The organism is Brevibacterium yomogidense (genome assembly GCF_900163715.1).
In the GTDB taxonomy this organism is placed as follows: Bacteria; Actinomycetota; Actinomycetes; order Actinomycetales; family Brevibacteriaceae; genus Brevibacterium; species Brevibacterium yomogidense_A.
The window spans coordinates 51,555-67,185 of sequence record NZ_FWFF01000008.1; the positions used below are offsets into that span (position 1 = coordinate 51,555).

Sequence of the window (15,631 nt, forward strand, 5' to 3'; positions counted from 1 at the left end):
CCGGAAAGACCGACTGACCACCACCTGCTCTACGCAGCATCTGCCCACCTCAGAATTGGAGACTCCATGTCAGAGCGCACGCTCATCCTTGTGAAGCCCGACGGCGTCGAACGCGGACTCGTGGGCGACGTGCTCGCCCGCATCGAGCGGAAGGGCTACCGCCTCGACCGACTCGAGCTCGTGCACCCGACGGATGCGCAGCTGGCTGCGCACTACGCAGAGCACGAGGGCAAGCCGTTCTACCAGCCCCTCGTCGACTTCATGAAGTCCGGTCCCGTCGTCGCGGTCATCGCGTCGGGCGAGGGCGTCATCCGCGGCTTCCGCGTGCTCGCGGGGACCACGGACCCCACCGAGGCTGCTCCCGGCACCGTGCGGGGCGACCTCGCCAGGGATTGGGGCGAGAAGGTCCAGAAGAACATCGTGCACGGCTCGGATTCCGTCGAATCCGCCGAGCGCGAGATCGGGATCTGGTTCCCTGCGAACGCCTGAGAGGAATGCGCTGAGGCGACTGCGCTGAGACGACTGCGCTGAGGCGACTGCACTGAGGCAACTGCACTGAGACGACCGCGAGGGCGGGGCCGGTCTTCGACCGGTCCCGCCCTCGGGCTGTGCGCACTCAGATGACGGTCGGATGAGGGAGATCGGGTGAGAGAGCCCGGATGAGAGAGCCCGAAGAGCAGGCTCAGATGAGTGAGCCGAAATATGTCCAGAACTGCGTGACCATCGCGGTCGCGATGACGAGCAGCCAGACACCGGCGATGAGCAGCGGCATCGAGGCGAGGACGCGGAGGAGCGTCGAGTCCTGAACGGATCGTCCGAACGCGCCGCGCAGCACGTTCGCTGCGAGCACCACGCAGAACTGCACGATCGTCACGACCCACACGACCATGCACCAGGGGCAGCCGACGCCGATCGTGTAGATCGATGTGTACTGCAGGAACGTGACCAGCACGATCCCGCCCAGCAGGCCGATCGCGAGGCCGTTCATGATCCAGCGGGGGATGTCGACGCGGGACAGGAGCAGCACGCCCAGGACGATCGGGACGACGAACGCGACGACGCCCAAGAGCTGGTTGGGGAATCCGAAGATCTCCGACTGCGGGTACTCCATGACGCTGCCGCAGGAGAAGAACGGGTTCAGATCGCAGCCGAGCACCGCGTCCGGGTTCGCAAGGAGGGTGATCTTGTCGACCGTGAGTGCGAACGACGACACGATCCCGATCACCCCGGTGAGGACGAGGAACGTGCCCATCCCGCGATGACCGGTGAACCACCGGCGGGACTGTGCGGGTGCGGGGGGCGCGTCGAGTGTGCTCACGGAGAAAGGATGACACCGGGCGGCCGGGTGCGCAAAGGCTGAGAGTCCCGATGGGCGGTGCGGCGCCGATCGGGGGCACTGAGTCGACCGAGCGGTACTGTGCTGGCATGGAGTTCCGGGACTACGACACGAGGCTCGCCGCCTACTGCGTCATCGTGAGCCGGCAGGACGGGCGCGAATGCATCCTGCTGAGCATGCTCAGTGCGGACCGGACGCGGTGGGGGAGCATGTGGACCCTGCCGGGTGGAGGCGTCGAGTATGACGAGGGCTTCGAAGAGGCGGCAGTGCGTGAGGTGAAGGAGGAGACCGGCTTCGACGCGGAGATCGTGGGCATGCTCGGCGCGCGGACGTTCACGCCGCAGCGGCGAGGGGACGGCGAACCCGGCGGCAGGCCGTTCAAGAGCGCCGCCGTCATCTTCGAGGCGGTGGTGACGGGCGGGACGCTCGGCACGCTGGAGGTCGGCGGCAGCACGGAGTACGCGGCCTGGGTGCCGATCGACGACGTCGCACCCGGCCCGCAGGCCGCAGGGCGCCTTCCCGACCACACGTCCGCCGGGCCGGACCGCGCGCGTGACGGTGTGCGCGTGGTGTCGACGGTCGGATACGCACTGGATCTGTGGCGACGTCTTCAGAGAACGCGCAGTCTGCCTGTGACATAATGATCGGAGTGCAGGCCCGCACACACCCGGGCCAGGCCCGCTTCCACCGAGCCGAGCAGCGCATGACGGACACTTCGCCGTGCGGCACCCTCGCGCCGGTATGCCAAGCAGAAGCGGCACGTGTCAGGCCGCCGCGCGCATTCGCGCGAGCCGGATACGACGCACCGCAGGTTTCCATGCCCGCCGCTGATCGCCGGGCGCTGACGACCGACCGCGGTCGGGACGCAGGTGTGGCGCCCCGATCGTGGGCAGGAGATCCGACCCATGTCCAACACCCACGACGACGACCTGGACCCCACTGCGGGCATCCTGGCCGATCTCGCGTCGCTGCGCGCCTCGCACGATGCAGCCGACGATTCCTCTGACGCCGACCCGGACACCCTGTCTGCACTCGATGAGATCGCGGCGGCCGCAGCCCGCCTCCGTGAGCACGAGGGCGACGACGCCGATGACCTCGGCCCCGACGACGATGAGGGCGCGGACGGCGGTCATGATGTCGCGGCCGCCACGACCGCAGAGCCGACGACGACCTCGGGCGGGGGGAGCCGATCGCGCACGGCGCGTTCGGAGCGCTCGGCCGAATCTCTGCGCGGCCTCGTCTTCGAGTCGTATGCATCCGATCGCGACTCCGACGAGGACGACGCCCACAGCGACAGCGGTTCCGGCACCCACCCCGGTGACGGTGCTCATGCGTCGGCCGGCTCACGTGCCGACGAGGAAGACGATGCGACCAGCGTGAGCTCGTCGCGCGCGGTGGATCCTCGCAATCCGTTCTCCCACTCGACCGATGCCACGACCGGCGCCTTCGCACCGGTCGCCGCGCCGGCCGGGGGCGGCCTGCTCTTCCAGCCGCCGCAGGAGGACTACGCGCAGCCGGCGGACCCCGACTGGTACGCGGACGATGACTCCGACGACGATTCGGACGACGACTACGACTCCGACGACCGCTACGACGATCAGGGGCAGACAGACGACGACGCGGACTCGTCGACGGACGACCGCAGCGGATCCGACCGCAGCGATTCCGACGACAGCGGGTCTGACGACGGGTCAGGGGACGGCCGCGGCCGCTCCCGTCGCCGCCGCGGAGGCCGTGGCCGTCGCTCGCGCGGTCGTGACCGGTCCTCGGAGGACGGGTCCGACGATGATGCGAACGGCAGTGACCAGGCCGGCGGGCACGGCGACGACGACGAGTCGACCTCAGACGCGGACGGCGGCCGTCGCGGCAGCCGACGCGGACGCCGCCGCAGGTCATCCGGCAGCGATGACGCGCACGGCGATGGTGGTTCGGCCTCGGACGCGGACGGCGGGAGAGGCGCGGACGACGGCTCCTCCGACGACGAGTCCGCCTCCGACGGCTCCGGCAGCAGGGGGTCCAACAGGCGAGGCTCCGGCAGCCGGGGGTCCGATAGCGGGCGCTCCGACGGCGGACGCACCGACGGCGATCAGGCCGATGGCGATGCCTCCGGGCGCGGTTCGTCGGATGACGGCCACAGCGGATCCTCCGACGGATCGGGCGACGGGCAGGACGACTCCGACGACGACTCCGGTTCCTCGCGCCGTCGCCGTCGCCGTCGTGGGCGCTCATCCCGTCGCGACAGCGGTGGGGGAGACACCGGTTCGACGGGCGACGATCAGGTCACCGCGATCAAGGGCTCGACGCGCCTCGAGGCGAAGCGCCAGCGTCGTCGCGAGGGCAGGGAGGCCGGCAGGCGACGCCCGCTGCTGACCGAGGCGGAGTTCCTCGCACGTCGCGAATCCGTCACCCGGACGATGCTCGTCCGCGAGCAGTCGGATCGCACACAGCTCGCAGTGCTCGAGGACGGCGTGACCGTCGAGCACTACCTCAGCGAGCACAAGGCGCAGGCGTCCCTCATCGGGAACGTCTACATGGGCCGTGTCCAGAACGTGCTGCCCAGCATGGAGGCCGCGTTCATCGACATCGGGAAGGGCCGCAACGCGGTCCTCTACGCCGGTGAGGTGAACTGGGACGCTCTGGGGATGAACGGCAAGCCGCAGCGCATCGAGCAGGCGCTCAGCTCCGGCGATTCGGTCCTCGTCCAGGTGACGAAGGATCCGGTCGGCCACAAGGGCGCGCGGCTGACGAGCCAGATCTCGCTGCCCGGCCGCTTCCTGGTCTACATCCCCGGCAACTCCATGACGGGCATCAGCCGGAAGCTCCCGGACAACGAGCGCGCACGCCTCAAGAAGCTGCTCAAGGAGATCCTGCCGGAGCAGGCCGGAGTCATCGTGCGCACCGCGTCGGAAGGCGCGTCGGACGACGAGCTGCGTCGCGACGTGGACCGCCTCACGAAGCGCTGGGAGTCGATCGAGAAGAAGTCGAAGGCACCCAAGGCGTCCGCACCCAAGCTGCTCTACAGCGAGCCCGACATGATCGTGCGGATCATCCGTGACGTCTTCAATGAGGACTTCGATTCGCTCGTCGTGGACGGCGAAGGCGCGTGGGACACGATCCACGAGTACGTCGAAGCGGTCGCACCCGACCTCCTGGAGCGCGTGAGCCGCTACGGAGCGGAGGGGACCGACACCGCAGAGTCCGGTGCGTCAGGCACCGACATCTTCGATCACTTCCGCGTGAACGAGCAGATCGAGAAGGCGTTGAGCCGGAAGGTGAACCTGCCGTCGGGCGGTTCGCTGGTGATCGACCGGACCGAGGCGATGACCGTGGTCGACGTCAACACCGGAAAGTTCACCGGCTCCGGGGGCAACCTCGAGGAGACGGTCACGAAGAACAACCTCGAGGCGGCCGACGAGGTCATCCGACAGCTGCGTCTGCGGGACATCGGCGGGATCATCGTCGTCGACTTCATCGACATGGTGCTCGAGTCGAACCGCGACCTCGTGACACGCAGGCTCGTCGAGTGCCTCGCGCGCGACAGGACCCGTCACCAGGTCGCAGAGGTCACGTCCCTGGGACTCGTGCAGATGACGCGCAAGCGGATCGGCACCGGTCTCGCAGAATCGCTGTCCGAGGCCGGAGAGGATCTGTCGGGACGCGGACTCATGCTGCCGGGAACCGATGAGAAGGACTCGGGCGGATCACAGCGAGGCGGCCAGCGCGGCCGCGGGCAGCGGAAGGGCGGCGACGGCGGATCGTCGCGCGGCTCCGACTCTCACCGCGGGTCCGACTCGCGCCGCGCTGCGGACGGCGGACGCGGTTCGGACGGATCGTCGCGCGGGTCGAAGGCTCAGCATGCAGGGCAGGACGAGGAGCGGGACCTGGACGAGCTGAACAGCCAGTCGCGCTCTGCCGTCGCAGCCATCGCGAAGGCCACGCTCAAGAAGTCCGACGACGAATCCGCGGACGGAACGGGCACAGAGGCCGCATCGACCTCCGATGTGTCGGCGAGCACGTCGTCGGGGAGCACGTCGTCGGGGAGCAGCACAGATGAGTCGACGTCGGACGGACGCAGGTCACGCCGTCGGGGTGGTCGTTCTCGCTCGTCTGCGAAGACTGCTGAACCCGCAGCCGAGGCCGCACCTGCAACAGAGGCCGCACCCGCTGTCGACGCCGCACCTGCAGCCGAGGCAGCTCCCGCGGACTCCGAGCCGAAGGCGCCGGCACTGCCGGAGCCGACGGGACCGATGCCGCTCATGATCGGCGCCGACTCCACGACGACGGTGCAGACGAAGGTCGCGAAGAAGGCGGACCGGCCCGCGGCGAAGCCGTCGAGCGCCGAGCCGTCGGGTGCTGAGCCGTCGAGCACAGAATCCTCGAGTGCGGAGCCGTCGACGGAGAGCCCCGCCGCGACGTCGGAGCCGCCGGCGTCTGCCGGGCCCATCCTCATGCTGGGCATGGACGACTGACGCTCGTTCGACGGTGTTCCTCCGTCGGGTCGGGACCCGGTCATCGCTGCGGCGATGGCCGGGTCTTTGCGTTTTCGGTGATCTGTTCATATCTGCACAGGTAACAATCAGATAAACAGTGGCGCGGCGATCGATCCTGAGTGTGACGTGAGTCATGCGCGCTTGTAGTCTCTGTGACCATGAACACATACTTGAGCGCTGCCTTGAGCGCGCAACCCGCGGGTCAGGGCGTTGTATCCTCCATCGAGGAGACGGTCAACAGCGTCCTCGATCCCGTCGTCGGAGTCTTCTCCGGCATCGTCTTCTTCTCTGTGGGCCCGTTCCCGATCATCGTCATCTGGCTGATCGCCGCCGCCGTCATCTTCAGCTGCTACTTCGGCTTCATCCAGTTCCGCGGCTTCAAGGTCGCGCTCGAGGTCGTCTCCGGGAAGTTCTCCAGCTCCACGGACCCGGGTGAGGTCACGCACTTCCAGGCGCTCACGTCAGCGACAGCGGCCACGGTCGGCATGGGCAACATCGCGGGCGTCGGCGCCGCGATGGCCATGGGCGGTCCGGGTGCCGCCTTCTGGATGGTCGTCGCCGGTCTGCTCGCGATGTGCACGAAGTTCGTCGAGTGCACGCTCGGGGTGAAGTACCGCGAGATCGACGCGGACGGCATCGTCAACGGCGGGCCGTTCAAGTACCTCCCCGTCGCCTTCAAGAAGTTCCCCCGTGCGGTCTCCAGCGCGCTGACCGGATTCTTCGCGATCGCGATCCTCCTCTTCGGCGTCGCCGGCGGCGGCATGTTCCAGGCCAACCAGACCGCAGTGCAGGTCCGCGAGGTCACCGGCGGCGACGAGGGCATCCTCGGCGGCCCGGTCGGCGGACTGATAATGGGCATCATCATCGCCGTGCTGGTCGGCCTCGTGCTCATCGGCGGGATCAAGTCCATCGGCAAGGTGACGGAGAAGCTCGTCCCCGCGATGGCCATCTTCTACGTCATCTCCTGCCTCATCGTGATCTTCGGCAATGCGGACATGATCCTGCCCGCACTCGGGGAGATCGTCACCGGCGCCTTCAGCCCTGAGGGTGTCTCGGGCGGCATGATCGGCGTCATGTTCGTCGGCTTCCAGCGCGCGGCGTTCTCCAATGAGGCGGGGATCGGTTCGGCCCCGATCGCGCACGCGGCGGTCAAGACCCGTCGTCCCGTGTCGGAGGGCTTCGTGGCTCTCCTCGAGCCGTTCCTCGACACAGTCGTCGTCTGCCTCATGTCGGCACTCACCGTCGTCATCGGCGGCGGCATCGTCTTCCAGGACTCGATGGCGGAGTACCAGGAGACCGGCAGCTCGCCCGACGGCGTGCTCCTCATCTCCGAGGCGTTCGGCACGATCGCCGGCTGGTGGCCGATCCTGCTCGCCGTCGCCGTCATGCTGTTCGCGATCTCCACGCTCATCACCTGGGGCTACTACGGACTCAAGGCGTGGCAGTACCTGTTCGGCCGCAGCCAGGCGAAGGACAACGTCTTCCGCGTCATCCTGCTGTTCTTCATCATCATCGGCTGCATGGCGACCTTCGGCACGATCGTCGACTTCGCGGACGCCGCACTGTTCTGCTGCGCATTCGTGAACATCCTCGGCCTCTACATGCTGATGCCCGTCGTCAAGGATGAGATGAAGAAGTACCTGGCGGACCGGAAGTCCGGCAAGCTGTACGAGCTGGGTGCCGAGGACGACGCTCACCTCGCGCAGATCAAGGAGGAGCAGGGCAACGCCTGACCCCGTCAGCGGTCGGCTTCTCCACGAACGCGCTGCGCGCCCCGGCACTCGCCGGGGCGCGCAGCGCTGTATCGTTGAGCAGCGACGGACCGGGGCATCGACCCGCCGAATCGCCGGAGACTCGTGACACCGTGGACACAGGAGACGCAATGGCCGACATCCCCCTGGAGCTCGCATCGCTGCGCGGCAGCATCGACAATCTCGACGCGGTGCTCATCCATGTCCTTGCCGAGCGGTTCAAGCTGACGGAGCGCGTGGGTCGGCTCAAGGCCGAGCACGACCTGCCCGCCGCTGATCCCGGCCGGGAGGCCCGTCAGGTGGCGCGGCTGCGGACGCTCGCAGAGGAGGCGCACCTCGATCCGGAGTTCGCGGAGACGTTCCTCGCCTTCATCGTCGCGGAGGTCATCCGTCATCATGAGCGGATCGCCGACGAGGCCCGTGGCGCCCGCGGCGGAGGAGCCGCAGTTGACGCGTCAGAGGATGCCTCGGACGACGCTGCAGAGGACGTGTCGGAGGACGCGGTGGGGGGCGGTCCCTCGCGTTGACCGAGACTCCGCGGGTGCGCTAGGATTGATCGTCGGTGCTCTGAGCACCGAGAGCAGATCCCCCCTCGTAATGGGACGTTCGGATTCAGCCGGTCCTCACCGGCTGCGGACGCCAAGGAGGGGTCGCTCCGCACATGGAGAAGCCGCGCGGCGTACGGTCGCGCGCAGGAGTGAAGCGAGAGGTACGCACATGGTCTACGCCATCGTCCGCGTCGGCGGCCATCAGGAGAAGGTCAGCGTCGGCGACGTCATCACCGTCAATCGGATCAAGGCGGAGGCCGGCGATTCCGTCGAGCTCCCCGCAGTCCTCCACGTGGATGGCGATACCGTCACCACGGCTGCAGATGCGCTGTCGAAGATCTCGGTCTCCGCAGAGGTTCAGAATGAACTCCGCGGACCCAAGATCGTCATCCAGAAGTACAAGAACAAGACGGGTTACAAGAAGCGTCAGGGCCACCGCCAGGACCTCACCCGACTCAAGATCACCGGCATCGCCTGAGCGACAGCGACATCTGAAGGAGAATTACCCATGGCAACAAAGAAGGGCGCAAGCTCCACGAAGAACGGCCGCGACTCGAACGCCCAGCGCCTCGGCGTGAAGCGCTTCGGCGGCCAGGTCGTCAACGCAGGCGAGATCCTCGTCCGCCAGCGCGGCACTGCCTTCCATCCCGGCGCCAACGTGGGCCGCGGCAAGGACGACACGCTGTTCGCACTGTCGGCCGGCACCGTCGAGTTCGGTGCGAAGGGCGGCCGCAAGGTCGTCAACATCCTCGCGGGCTGACACCAGCACCACTGCGAACCGCAGTCTGAGCGGGGCGAGTCGATCACGACTCGCCCCGCTCCTGCGTTCCTCGACCGCACAATGCGTGCGGTCGACCACCACCGTAGGATCGAGGGTGCGTCCCGCCTTCGTCATCCTGCCCCTTCCATCCCTGTGAGGCACCCATGGCCACTGAGTTCATCGACCGCGTCACCCTGCACATCGCAGGCGGGGACGGCGGAAACGGCTGCGTCTCGATCAGACGTGAGAAGTTCAAGCCCCTGGGCGGCCCGGATGGCGCCAACGGCGGTGACGGGGGAACCGTGGTGCTCGAGGTCGATGCGCAGACCACGACGCTGCTTCCGTACCACCGCTCCCCGCACCGCCGCGCAGCGCACGGCGGGATCGGCAAGGGCGACCTGCGCCACGGCGCCGATGGCGGCGAGCTGGTCCTCCCCGTCCCGGAGGGCACCGTCGTGAAGACGAAGTCCGGAGAGGTGCTGGCCGACCTGGTGGGCCACGGAACGCGCTTCATCGCCGCAGCGGGCGGACGAGGCGGCCTGGGCAATGCCGCTCTCGCGTCGACGAAGCGCAAGGCTCCCGGCTTCGCCCTGCTCGGGATCCCGGGGGAGGAGCGCTCCCTCGTGCTCGAGATCAAGTCGGTGGCGGACATCGCCCTCGTGGGCTTCCCCTCCGCGGGGAAGTCCAGCCTCATCGCTGCGATGTCGGCGGCACGGCCCAAGATCGCGGAGTATCCGTTCACGACGCTGGTGCCGAACCTCGGGGTCGTCGAGGCCGGGGGGACCCGCTTCACCGTCGCGGATGTCCCCGGCCTCATCCCCGGCGCCGCAGAGGGCAGGGGACTCGGACTTGAGTTCCTGCGCCACGTCGAGCGCTGTGCCGGCCTGGTCCACGTGATCGACCTCGCCACCTGGGAGACGGACAGGGACCCTGTGAACGATCTGCGGGCGATCGAGGCGGAGCTGGCGGACTACGCAGTCGACATCGCCCACGGCGGCGACCTGCTGCCACTCGATGAACGGCCCACCCTCGTCGCCCTCAACAAGATGGACGTGACCGATGGTCGCGAGATGGCCGATATGGTGCGTCCGGAGCTGGAGGCCGCGGGCTACCGGGTCTTCGAGATCTCCGCCGTGTCGCACGAGGGCCTGCGCGAGCTGTCGTTCGCCATGGCCGGTCTTGTGGAGGCCGAGCGCGCCCGTCGCGAAGCGGAGCCCGATGTGCCGGAACGCGTCGTCCTGCGTCCCCGGGCCGTCGACGACAAGGGCTTCCGCGTCGTCGTCGAGCACGCCGACGACGAGCCCGTCTACCGCATCCTGGGCGACAAGCCCGAGCGCTGGATCCTGCAGACGGACTTCTCCAACGACGAGGCCGTCGGCTACCTGAGCGATCGACTCGACCGTCTGGGCATCGAGGCGGAGCTGTTCCGCGCCGGTGCAGTGCCCGGTGCGACGGTCGTCGTGGGCGCGGGCGATGGCGTCATCTTCGACTGGGACCCCACGATGGTCGGCGGTGCCGAGCTGCTCGGAGGCCGTGGACACGACGCCCGCTTCGAAGATCGCACACGTGCCACGCGCCGTGAGCGGAAGGAAGCATTCCACGATCGCATGGATGCGAAGGCCGCGACCCGTGCGGAGTTCGAGGCTGAGCGCGTCGCGGAGAACGCGGCCAAGGAGCGCGAGGCTCGTGCCGAGCGCACCGCTCGCCCTGCACCCGAGAGCGTTGACGACGGCGGCGAGGACGGGCGGTCGTGATCACTGAGGCCCTGACCAGGGCACAGGTGGGCGATGCCAAGAGGATCGTCGTGAAGATCGGCTCCTCGTCGCTCACGACGATGGCGGACGGACTCGACCACGATCGGCTGCGCCGGGTCGCGGACGTGCTGGGCGCGGAGCGCGCGGCCGGCAGGGAAGTCGTCCTCGTATCGTCCGGCGCGGTCGCCGCGGGACTGGACCCGATGGGCATCTCCCGACGTCCCAAGGACCAGGCGACCAAGCAGGCCGCCGCAGGTGTGGGCCAGAGCCTCCTGATGGCGGCCTACACCCAGGCGCTGGCCGCGCATCGTCTGGTTCCCGCACAGGTGCTGCTCACCGCCGACGATCTCATCCACCGCGCGAAGTACCGCAACGCCCAGCGGGCTGTCGAACGCATGCTGGCGCTGGGGATCTTCCCCATCGTGAATGAGAATGACGCGGTGGTCTCGCACGGAGTCCGGTTCGGCGACAATGACCGCCTGTCGGCGCTGGTCGCCCACCTCATCCACGCGGAGGCGCTCGTCCTCCTGTCCGATGTCGACGCCCTGTGCACTGCACCGCCGGGGACGCCGGGCAGCGAGCGCGTGCCGTTCATCTCGGGTCCCGGGCATCTGGACGAGCTGAGCATCGGCGGCACGGGTGCTGCCGGGACCGGCACCGGCGGGATGGTGACGAAGGTCCAGGCCGCGACGATGGCGGCCGATTCCGGGATCGCCACGATCCTCACGTCTGCGGACCGCGTGGCCGAGGCCGTGGCCGGGGACGACGTCGGAACCGCCTTCGGTGTGACGCACCGCCGGAGATCCACCCGGCTCCTGTGGCTGGCGCACCTCGCGCAGAAGCACGGGACCGTGCACGTGGACGAGGGTGCGGCGCGCGCAGTGTCCGAACGGGGCAGATCGCTGCTCGCCGTCGGCGTGACCGGCGCGGACGGCGGATTCGACGCAGGAGACCCCGTGGACGTCCGCGGTCCAAACGGCGCACTCGTCGCTCGCGGCATCGCCAACTTCGCCGAGGACGAGCTGCCGGCCATGATCGGCAAATCGTCGGAGGAGTTGGGCAACACTCTCGGGGCGGACTACCGTAGAGAGGTCATCCACCGGAACGACATGGTCCTCACGGACGCGGTTTTCGAGCAAGGGGAGCAATGACGACTGACATCAGCCCACGCGTGGTCCGCGGGGTCACACGTGTCGTGGCGGCGGCGAAGGAGGCGTCCAGCGGGGTTGCCCAGGCATCGACGCGCCTCAAGGACGACGCGCTCGAAGCCATCGCGCAGAGACTGGAAGCGAATGTCGACGACATCCTGGCGGCGAACGCGGAGGACATCGAGACCGCGCGCATGCGCGGGGTCGACGAGCCCCTCGTCGATCGCCTGACCCTGACGGAAGCACGGATCCTCGACATCGCCGGCGCTGTCCGCGAAGTCATCGGCCTGCCCGACCCCGTGGGAACGGTGGAGCACGGCAGGACGATGCCCAATGGGATGCGCGTCTCGCAGGAGCGCGTGCCCGTCGGAGTCGTCGGTGCGATCTACGAAGCACGCCCGAACGTCACAGTCGACATCGCAGCGCTCGCGCTCAAATCGGGGAACGCCGTGGTCCTGCGCGGCGGATCCGCGGCCCGCTCGTCCAACACACTGCTCATAGAGCTCCTCCGCACGGCCGTGGAGTCCGTCGGACTGCCGTCCGCGACCGTGACCGGGATCGATGAGTTCGGTCGCGATGGCACGACCGTTCTCATGCAGGCGCGCGACTACGTCGACCTGCTGATCCCTCGCGGGGGAGCGGACCTGATCTCCAAGGTGGTCCACGAATCGCTGGTGCCCGTCATCGAGACGGGGGTCGGCAACGTGCACATGTTCATCGACTCCTCCGCCCCGGTCCGGATGGCCACGGATCTGGTCCTCAACTCGAAGACGCATCGTCCCAGCGTCTGCAACGCGCTGGAGAACCTGCTGGTCCACGAGAAGGCGGCCAAGCGAGTGCTGCCGAAGATCCTCACGGCGCTGAATGAGGCGGGCGTCGTCGTGCGCGCGGACAAGGCGGTCGACGAATTCGCGCCGAGCGGCATGAAGATCCGGCGCGTGACGCGGCGCGACTGGGCCAAGGAGTACCTCGGCCTCGAACTGGCCGTGAAGCTGGTGGCGAACGTCGATGAGGCGATCGAGCACATCCACGCCTACACCTCCGGCCACACCGAGGTCATCGTGACGAACGACCTGTCGAATGCCGACACCTTCGTCCAGGCCGTCGACGCCGCGGCTGTAGGAGTGAACGTCTCGACCCGCTTCACCGACGGCGGACAGCTGGGCTTGGGCGCGGAGGTCGGGATCTCGACTCAGAAGCTCCACGCACGGGGGCCGATGGGCCTGGATGCGCTCACGACCACGAAATGGATCATGCGGGGCAACGGTCAGATCCGCGCGTGACCGCTCGCAGCGGGAACGCGGTCGGCGGGCCGCTTCTGCAATCGCCGATCCGACATGAGAGACTTGTCCCGAACTATCGACCACTCCCACGAAATCGAAGGACGTAAACCATGGCGACTTCCATCCTCGCTTCCGTCGCGGCGACTCCGCACGTCGTGTACGACCTGCCGATCCCCCCGATCGGCTTCGGTCTCATCACCTTCTCGATCCTCATGTTCCTGGGCGTCGTCACGCTGTCGTGGAAGGGCATCTCACACCGTCACTGATCCGTTCGTCGACCGAAGACCCCTCCGCGAGTGAATCCCGTTCACGCAGACGCACCGCCCCGCCGCATCGGCGTCATGGGCGGTACTTTCGATCCCATCCACAATGGCCACCTCGTCGCTGCGAGCGAAGCGGCGGCGACGTTCGAGTTGGACGAAGTGGTCTTCGTGCCGACCGGCAGGCCGTGGCAGAAGGAAGAGCGGCGGGTGTCCGCTGCGGAGGACCGTTACCTCATGACGGTCATCGCGACGGCTTCGAATCCTCGGTTCACGGTGTCACGGGCTGACATCGACCGACCGGGACACACCTACACGATCGACACGCTGAGGGATCTTCGCGAGGTGTACGGTGAAGACGCGGACATGTTCTTCATCACGGGCGCGGATGCGCTCGCGCAGATCCTGTCGTGGAAGGATTCGGACGAGCTCTTCGCCCTCGCACATTTCGTGGGCGTATCGCGGCCGGGGCACGCGCTGACCGGCGATGGACTGCCGACCGGCAGGCTCAGTCTGCTGCAGATCCCCGCACTCGCGATCTCGTCGACCGAATGCCGACAGCGCGCGAAGGAGGATCTGCCCGTCTGGTACCTGGTACCGGACGGCGTCGTCCAGTACATCGCTAAGCACAATCTGTACAGGAGTGACATTGGCTGAGAAGTTCATGACGCGACGGGAGCGCCGCGAAGCTGAGCGCCGCGCGGCAGACGCTGCGTACGACGCTCAGCAGTCGCCTGACGCAGTCGAAGCGGACGCTCCTGCGGCGGCCGGTGAGCCGGAGGTGCCCGAGGCTGTCCGTCCGGAACCTGCGCTGGAGCCGGAGTCCGTGCCCGAACCGGAACCTGCACCCGAACCGGAGATCGCGCCCGAACCGGAGTTCGTGCACGCGACCCAGCCGGAGTCCGCACAGGCGAAGGCAACCGGATCCGCCGACGCGGATGCTTCGGTGCCGCCGGCTCCTCTGACCCCACCTCGCGGGCAGTCGTCGTCGAAGTCGACCACTCCTGAGGCGTCTGCTCCTGAGGCGCCCGCCGACGTTCCCGCGGCGCCCACGCACGCGCCAGCGGCACCCGCAGACGATTCCACATCCGCTGCCGAGGCCTCCTCACCCTCTGCCGACGTCCCGGCCACGTCCGCATCGACCCCCGAGGTGCCCCGGTTCGCATCCCGCGGTGAGCGCAAGCGGTTCCTGCGCGAGCACGATCTGCCATCGGACATCTCGACGGCGGCCATCCCGCGCGTGCTGGCCGAGCGCGAAACCGAAGGCTCAGACGCACAGGACCCGACATCAGACGCACAGGCACCGACAGGGGGCACGGCTCCGGGTGACTCGGAGACGCGCGTCTCCGGCGATGCTCCACCGACCGCAGTCGTCGCGGGCACGCCCGATGATGTCTCCGCCACCACGGCCGCCGTCTCCCAGGACGACGCCACCGGTTCAGGCGACACTACGGCTGTGGACGGCGCCGCCTGGGACGGCGAGACCACCACGGACGCCGAGATCACCCGGGAAGACGAGGCCACCGCGGAGGACGCGTCCGCTTCGGCGGGCGCGGCTGGTCCGGGGATCGCATCCGGCTCGGAAGGCGTCGGCGTCGCGGCATCCACCGATACTGCGGCTCCCACTGACGCCGCTTCACCCACTGACACGGCAGCACCCACTGATGCCGCCGCACCCACTGACGCCGCCGCACCCACCGATGCTGCAGGGCCAGTCGACGCGGATGCTGCGAGGACACCTGCGCCTGATTTCGACCTCGCACGCCACCGCGTCGATGCGAGCCCGACCGGTCCGGATTTCGAGACGAGCTCGACTGCCGTCATCGCACCGTCCGCCATCGGTGACTTCGACGCCCCGCTGCAGCGCCGCACCCCTGTGGTGAAGCCCCCGACCGGTTCGAACATCCGCGTCGTGACCGGTGCGCTCCCGATCATCAAGCCGGAGGACCTCGACGACAACCCGCCGACGACCCCGCTGTCGACGATCGATGAGGCATCGCTCGGCACCGGGACGTTCAGCACCGCCTCCCGCACGTCCGCCGGTCAGACCATGGTGTCGACCGCCGACCGCGGTGACGCCTGGCGGAGCGTCGGGGCTGCCAGCGCCGACGAGGAAGAGGATTCCGACGAACTCGAAGAGCCGCCGGCCAAGCCCATGAGCGCTCGGTCCGTGACGAACGAGGACGGCGAGATCCTGGTCGCCGAACGCAACTCGATGCTCCCCTACATCGTCTTGGGCGCTGCCGGCTTCGTCGCACTCGCCCTGGTCGTCATCGCCCTGTTCCTGCTCCTCTGACCGCA

The 15,631-nt window shown here is 68.3% G+C and carries 14 protein-coding genes; 13 read left to right on the forward strand and 1 reads right to left on the reverse strand.

The features are described 5' to 3' along the window. Positions 1-66: 66 nt before the first annotated feature. Positions 67-489 carry a nucleoside-diphosphate kinase gene (gene ndk / locus FM105_RS05615; protein ID WP_087006048.1) on the forward strand — a complete coding sequence of 141 codons (423 nt, stop codon included), beginning with the start codon at positions 67-69 and terminating at the stop codon, positions 487-489. Positions 490-682: 193 nt separating this feature from the next. On the opposite strand, the gene FM105_RS05620 is transcribed toward ndk, so the two are convergent. Beyond that, on the reverse strand, positions 683-1,318 hold the full coding sequence (locus FM105_RS05620; RefSeq protein ID WP_256970252.1) for a vitamin K epoxide reductase family protein: 636 nt from the start codon (positions 1,316-1,318) through the stop codon (positions 683-685). Between the two features lie 107 nt (positions 1,319-1,425). Between FM105_RS05620 and FM105_RS05625 the strand changes: the two genes are divergently transcribed. From FM105_RS05625 to FM105_RS05675, 12 genes are all read left to right on the forward strand, one after another. Beyond that, positions 1,426-1,977, forward strand: coding sequence for an NUDIX hydrolase (locus FM105_RS05625; RefSeq protein WP_087006255.1), 552 nt, complete (start codon positions 1,426-1,428; stop codon positions 1,975-1,977). 264 nt (positions 1,978-2,241) lie between these two features. Continuing rightward, on the forward strand, positions 2,242-5,805 hold the full coding sequence (locus FM105_RS05630) for an Rne/Rng family ribonuclease (RefSeq protein WP_256970253.1): 3,564 nt from the start codon (positions 2,242-2,244) through the stop codon (positions 5,803-5,805). Positions 5,806-5,984: 179 nt separating this feature from the next. Further along, a complete protein-coding gene (locus tag FM105_RS05635; protein ID WP_179207087.1) occupies positions 5,985-7,559 on the forward strand; it encodes an alanine/glycine:cation symporter family protein in 1,575 nt (524 codons plus the stop codon). Positions 7,560-7,708: 149 nt separating this feature from the next. Then, complete coding sequence (locus FM105_RS05640) at positions 7,709-8,104, forward strand: chorismate mutase (RefSeq protein ID WP_087006055.1); 396 nt, start codon at positions 7,709-7,711, stop codon at positions 8,102-8,104. 190 nt (positions 8,105-8,294) lie between these two features. After that, on the forward strand, positions 8,295-8,603 hold the full coding sequence (gene rplU / locus FM105_RS05645) for a 50S ribosomal protein L21 (RefSeq protein ID WP_087006058.1): 309 nt from the start codon (positions 8,295-8,297) through the stop codon (positions 8,601-8,603). Between the two features lie 30 nt (positions 8,604-8,633). Then, positions 8,634-8,885 carry a 50S ribosomal protein L27 gene (rpmA, locus tag FM105_RS05650; RefSeq protein ID WP_087006061.1) on the forward strand — a complete coding sequence of 84 codons (252 nt, stop codon included), beginning with the start codon at positions 8,634-8,636 and terminating at the stop codon, positions 8,883-8,885. A gap of 164 nt (positions 8,886-9,049) precedes the next feature. Further along, positions 9,050-10,639 carry a GTPase ObgE gene (gene obgE / locus FM105_RS05655; protein ID WP_087006064.1) on the forward strand — a complete coding sequence of 530 codons (1,590 nt, stop codon included), beginning with the start codon at positions 9,050-9,052 and terminating at the stop codon, positions 10,637-10,639. Then, positions 10,636-11,790 carry a glutamate 5-kinase gene (gene proB / locus FM105_RS05660; RefSeq protein ID WP_087006067.1) on the forward strand — a complete coding sequence of 385 codons (1,155 nt, stop codon included), beginning with the start codon at positions 10,636-10,638 and terminating at the stop codon, positions 11,788-11,790. The genes obgE and proB overlap by 4 nt, the downstream gene beginning before the upstream one ends. Next, entirely contained in the window at positions 11,787-13,070 is a 1,284-nt protein-coding gene (locus FM105_RS05665) for a glutamate-5-semialdehyde dehydrogenase (RefSeq protein ID WP_087006070.1), read from the forward strand. The genes proB and FM105_RS05665 overlap by 4 nt, the downstream gene beginning before the upstream one ends. A 110-nt stretch (positions 13,071-13,180) precedes the next feature. Beyond that, positions 13,181-13,336, forward strand: a complete 156-nt coding sequence (locus FM105_RS14665; RefSeq protein WP_179207088.1) for a hypothetical protein — start codon at positions 13,181-13,183, stop codon at positions 13,334-13,336. 30 nt (positions 13,337-13,366) lie between these two features. Next, positions 13,367-13,987 (forward strand): nicotinate-nucleotide adenylyltransferase, encoded by a 621-nt coding sequence (gene nadD, locus FM105_RS05670; RefSeq protein WP_256970255.1) that lies wholly within the window; start codon positions 13,367-13,369, stop codon positions 13,985-13,987. Beyond that, positions 13,980-15,626, forward strand: a complete 1,647-nt coding sequence (locus FM105_RS05675; protein WP_087006073.1) for a hypothetical protein — start codon at positions 13,980-13,982, stop codon at positions 15,624-15,626. Before nadD ends, FM105_RS05675 begins: the two co-directional genes overlap by 8 nt. The last annotated feature ends 5 nt before the right edge of the window (positions 15,627-15,631 follow it).

Excerpts from the sequence above, each read along its gene's own strand:
- ndk (WP_087006048.1), top strand. The coding sequence starts at position 67 with ATGTCAGAGCGCACGCTCATCCTTGTGAAGCCCGACGGCGTCGAACGC.
- FM105_RS05625 (WP_087006255.1), top strand. The coding sequence starts at position 1,426 with ATGGAGTTCCGGGACTACGACACGAGGCTCGCCGCCTACTGCGTCATC.
- FM105_RS05630 (WP_256970253.1), top strand. The coding sequence starts at position 2,242 with ATGTCCAACACCCACGACGACGACCTGGACCCCACTGCGGGCATCCTG.
- FM105_RS05635 (WP_179207087.1), top strand. The coding sequence starts at position 5,985 with ATGAACACATACTTGAGCGCTGCCTTGAGCGCGCAACCCGCGGGTCAG.
- FM105_RS05640 (WP_087006055.1), top strand. The coding sequence starts at position 7,709 with ATGGCCGACATCCCCCTGGAGCTCGCATCGCTGCGCGGCAGCATCGAC.
- rplU (WP_087006058.1), top strand. The coding sequence starts at position 8,295 with ATGGTCTACGCCATCGTCCGCGTCGGCGGCCATCAGGAGAAGGTCAGC.
- rpmA (WP_087006061.1), top strand. The coding sequence starts at position 8,634 with ATGGCAACAAAGAAGGGCGCAAGCTCCACGAAGAACGGCCGCGACTCG.
- obgE (WP_087006064.1), top strand. The coding sequence starts at position 9,050 with ATGGCCACTGAGTTCATCGACCGCGTCACCCTGCACATCGCAGGCGGG.
- FM105_RS05665 (WP_087006070.1), top strand. The coding sequence starts at position 11,787 with ATGACGACTGACATCAGCCCACGCGTGGTCCGCGGGGTCACACGTGTC.
- FM105_RS14665 (WP_179207088.1), top strand. The coding sequence starts at position 13,181 with ATGGCGACTTCCATCCTCGCTTCCGTCGCGGCGACTCCGCACGTCGTG.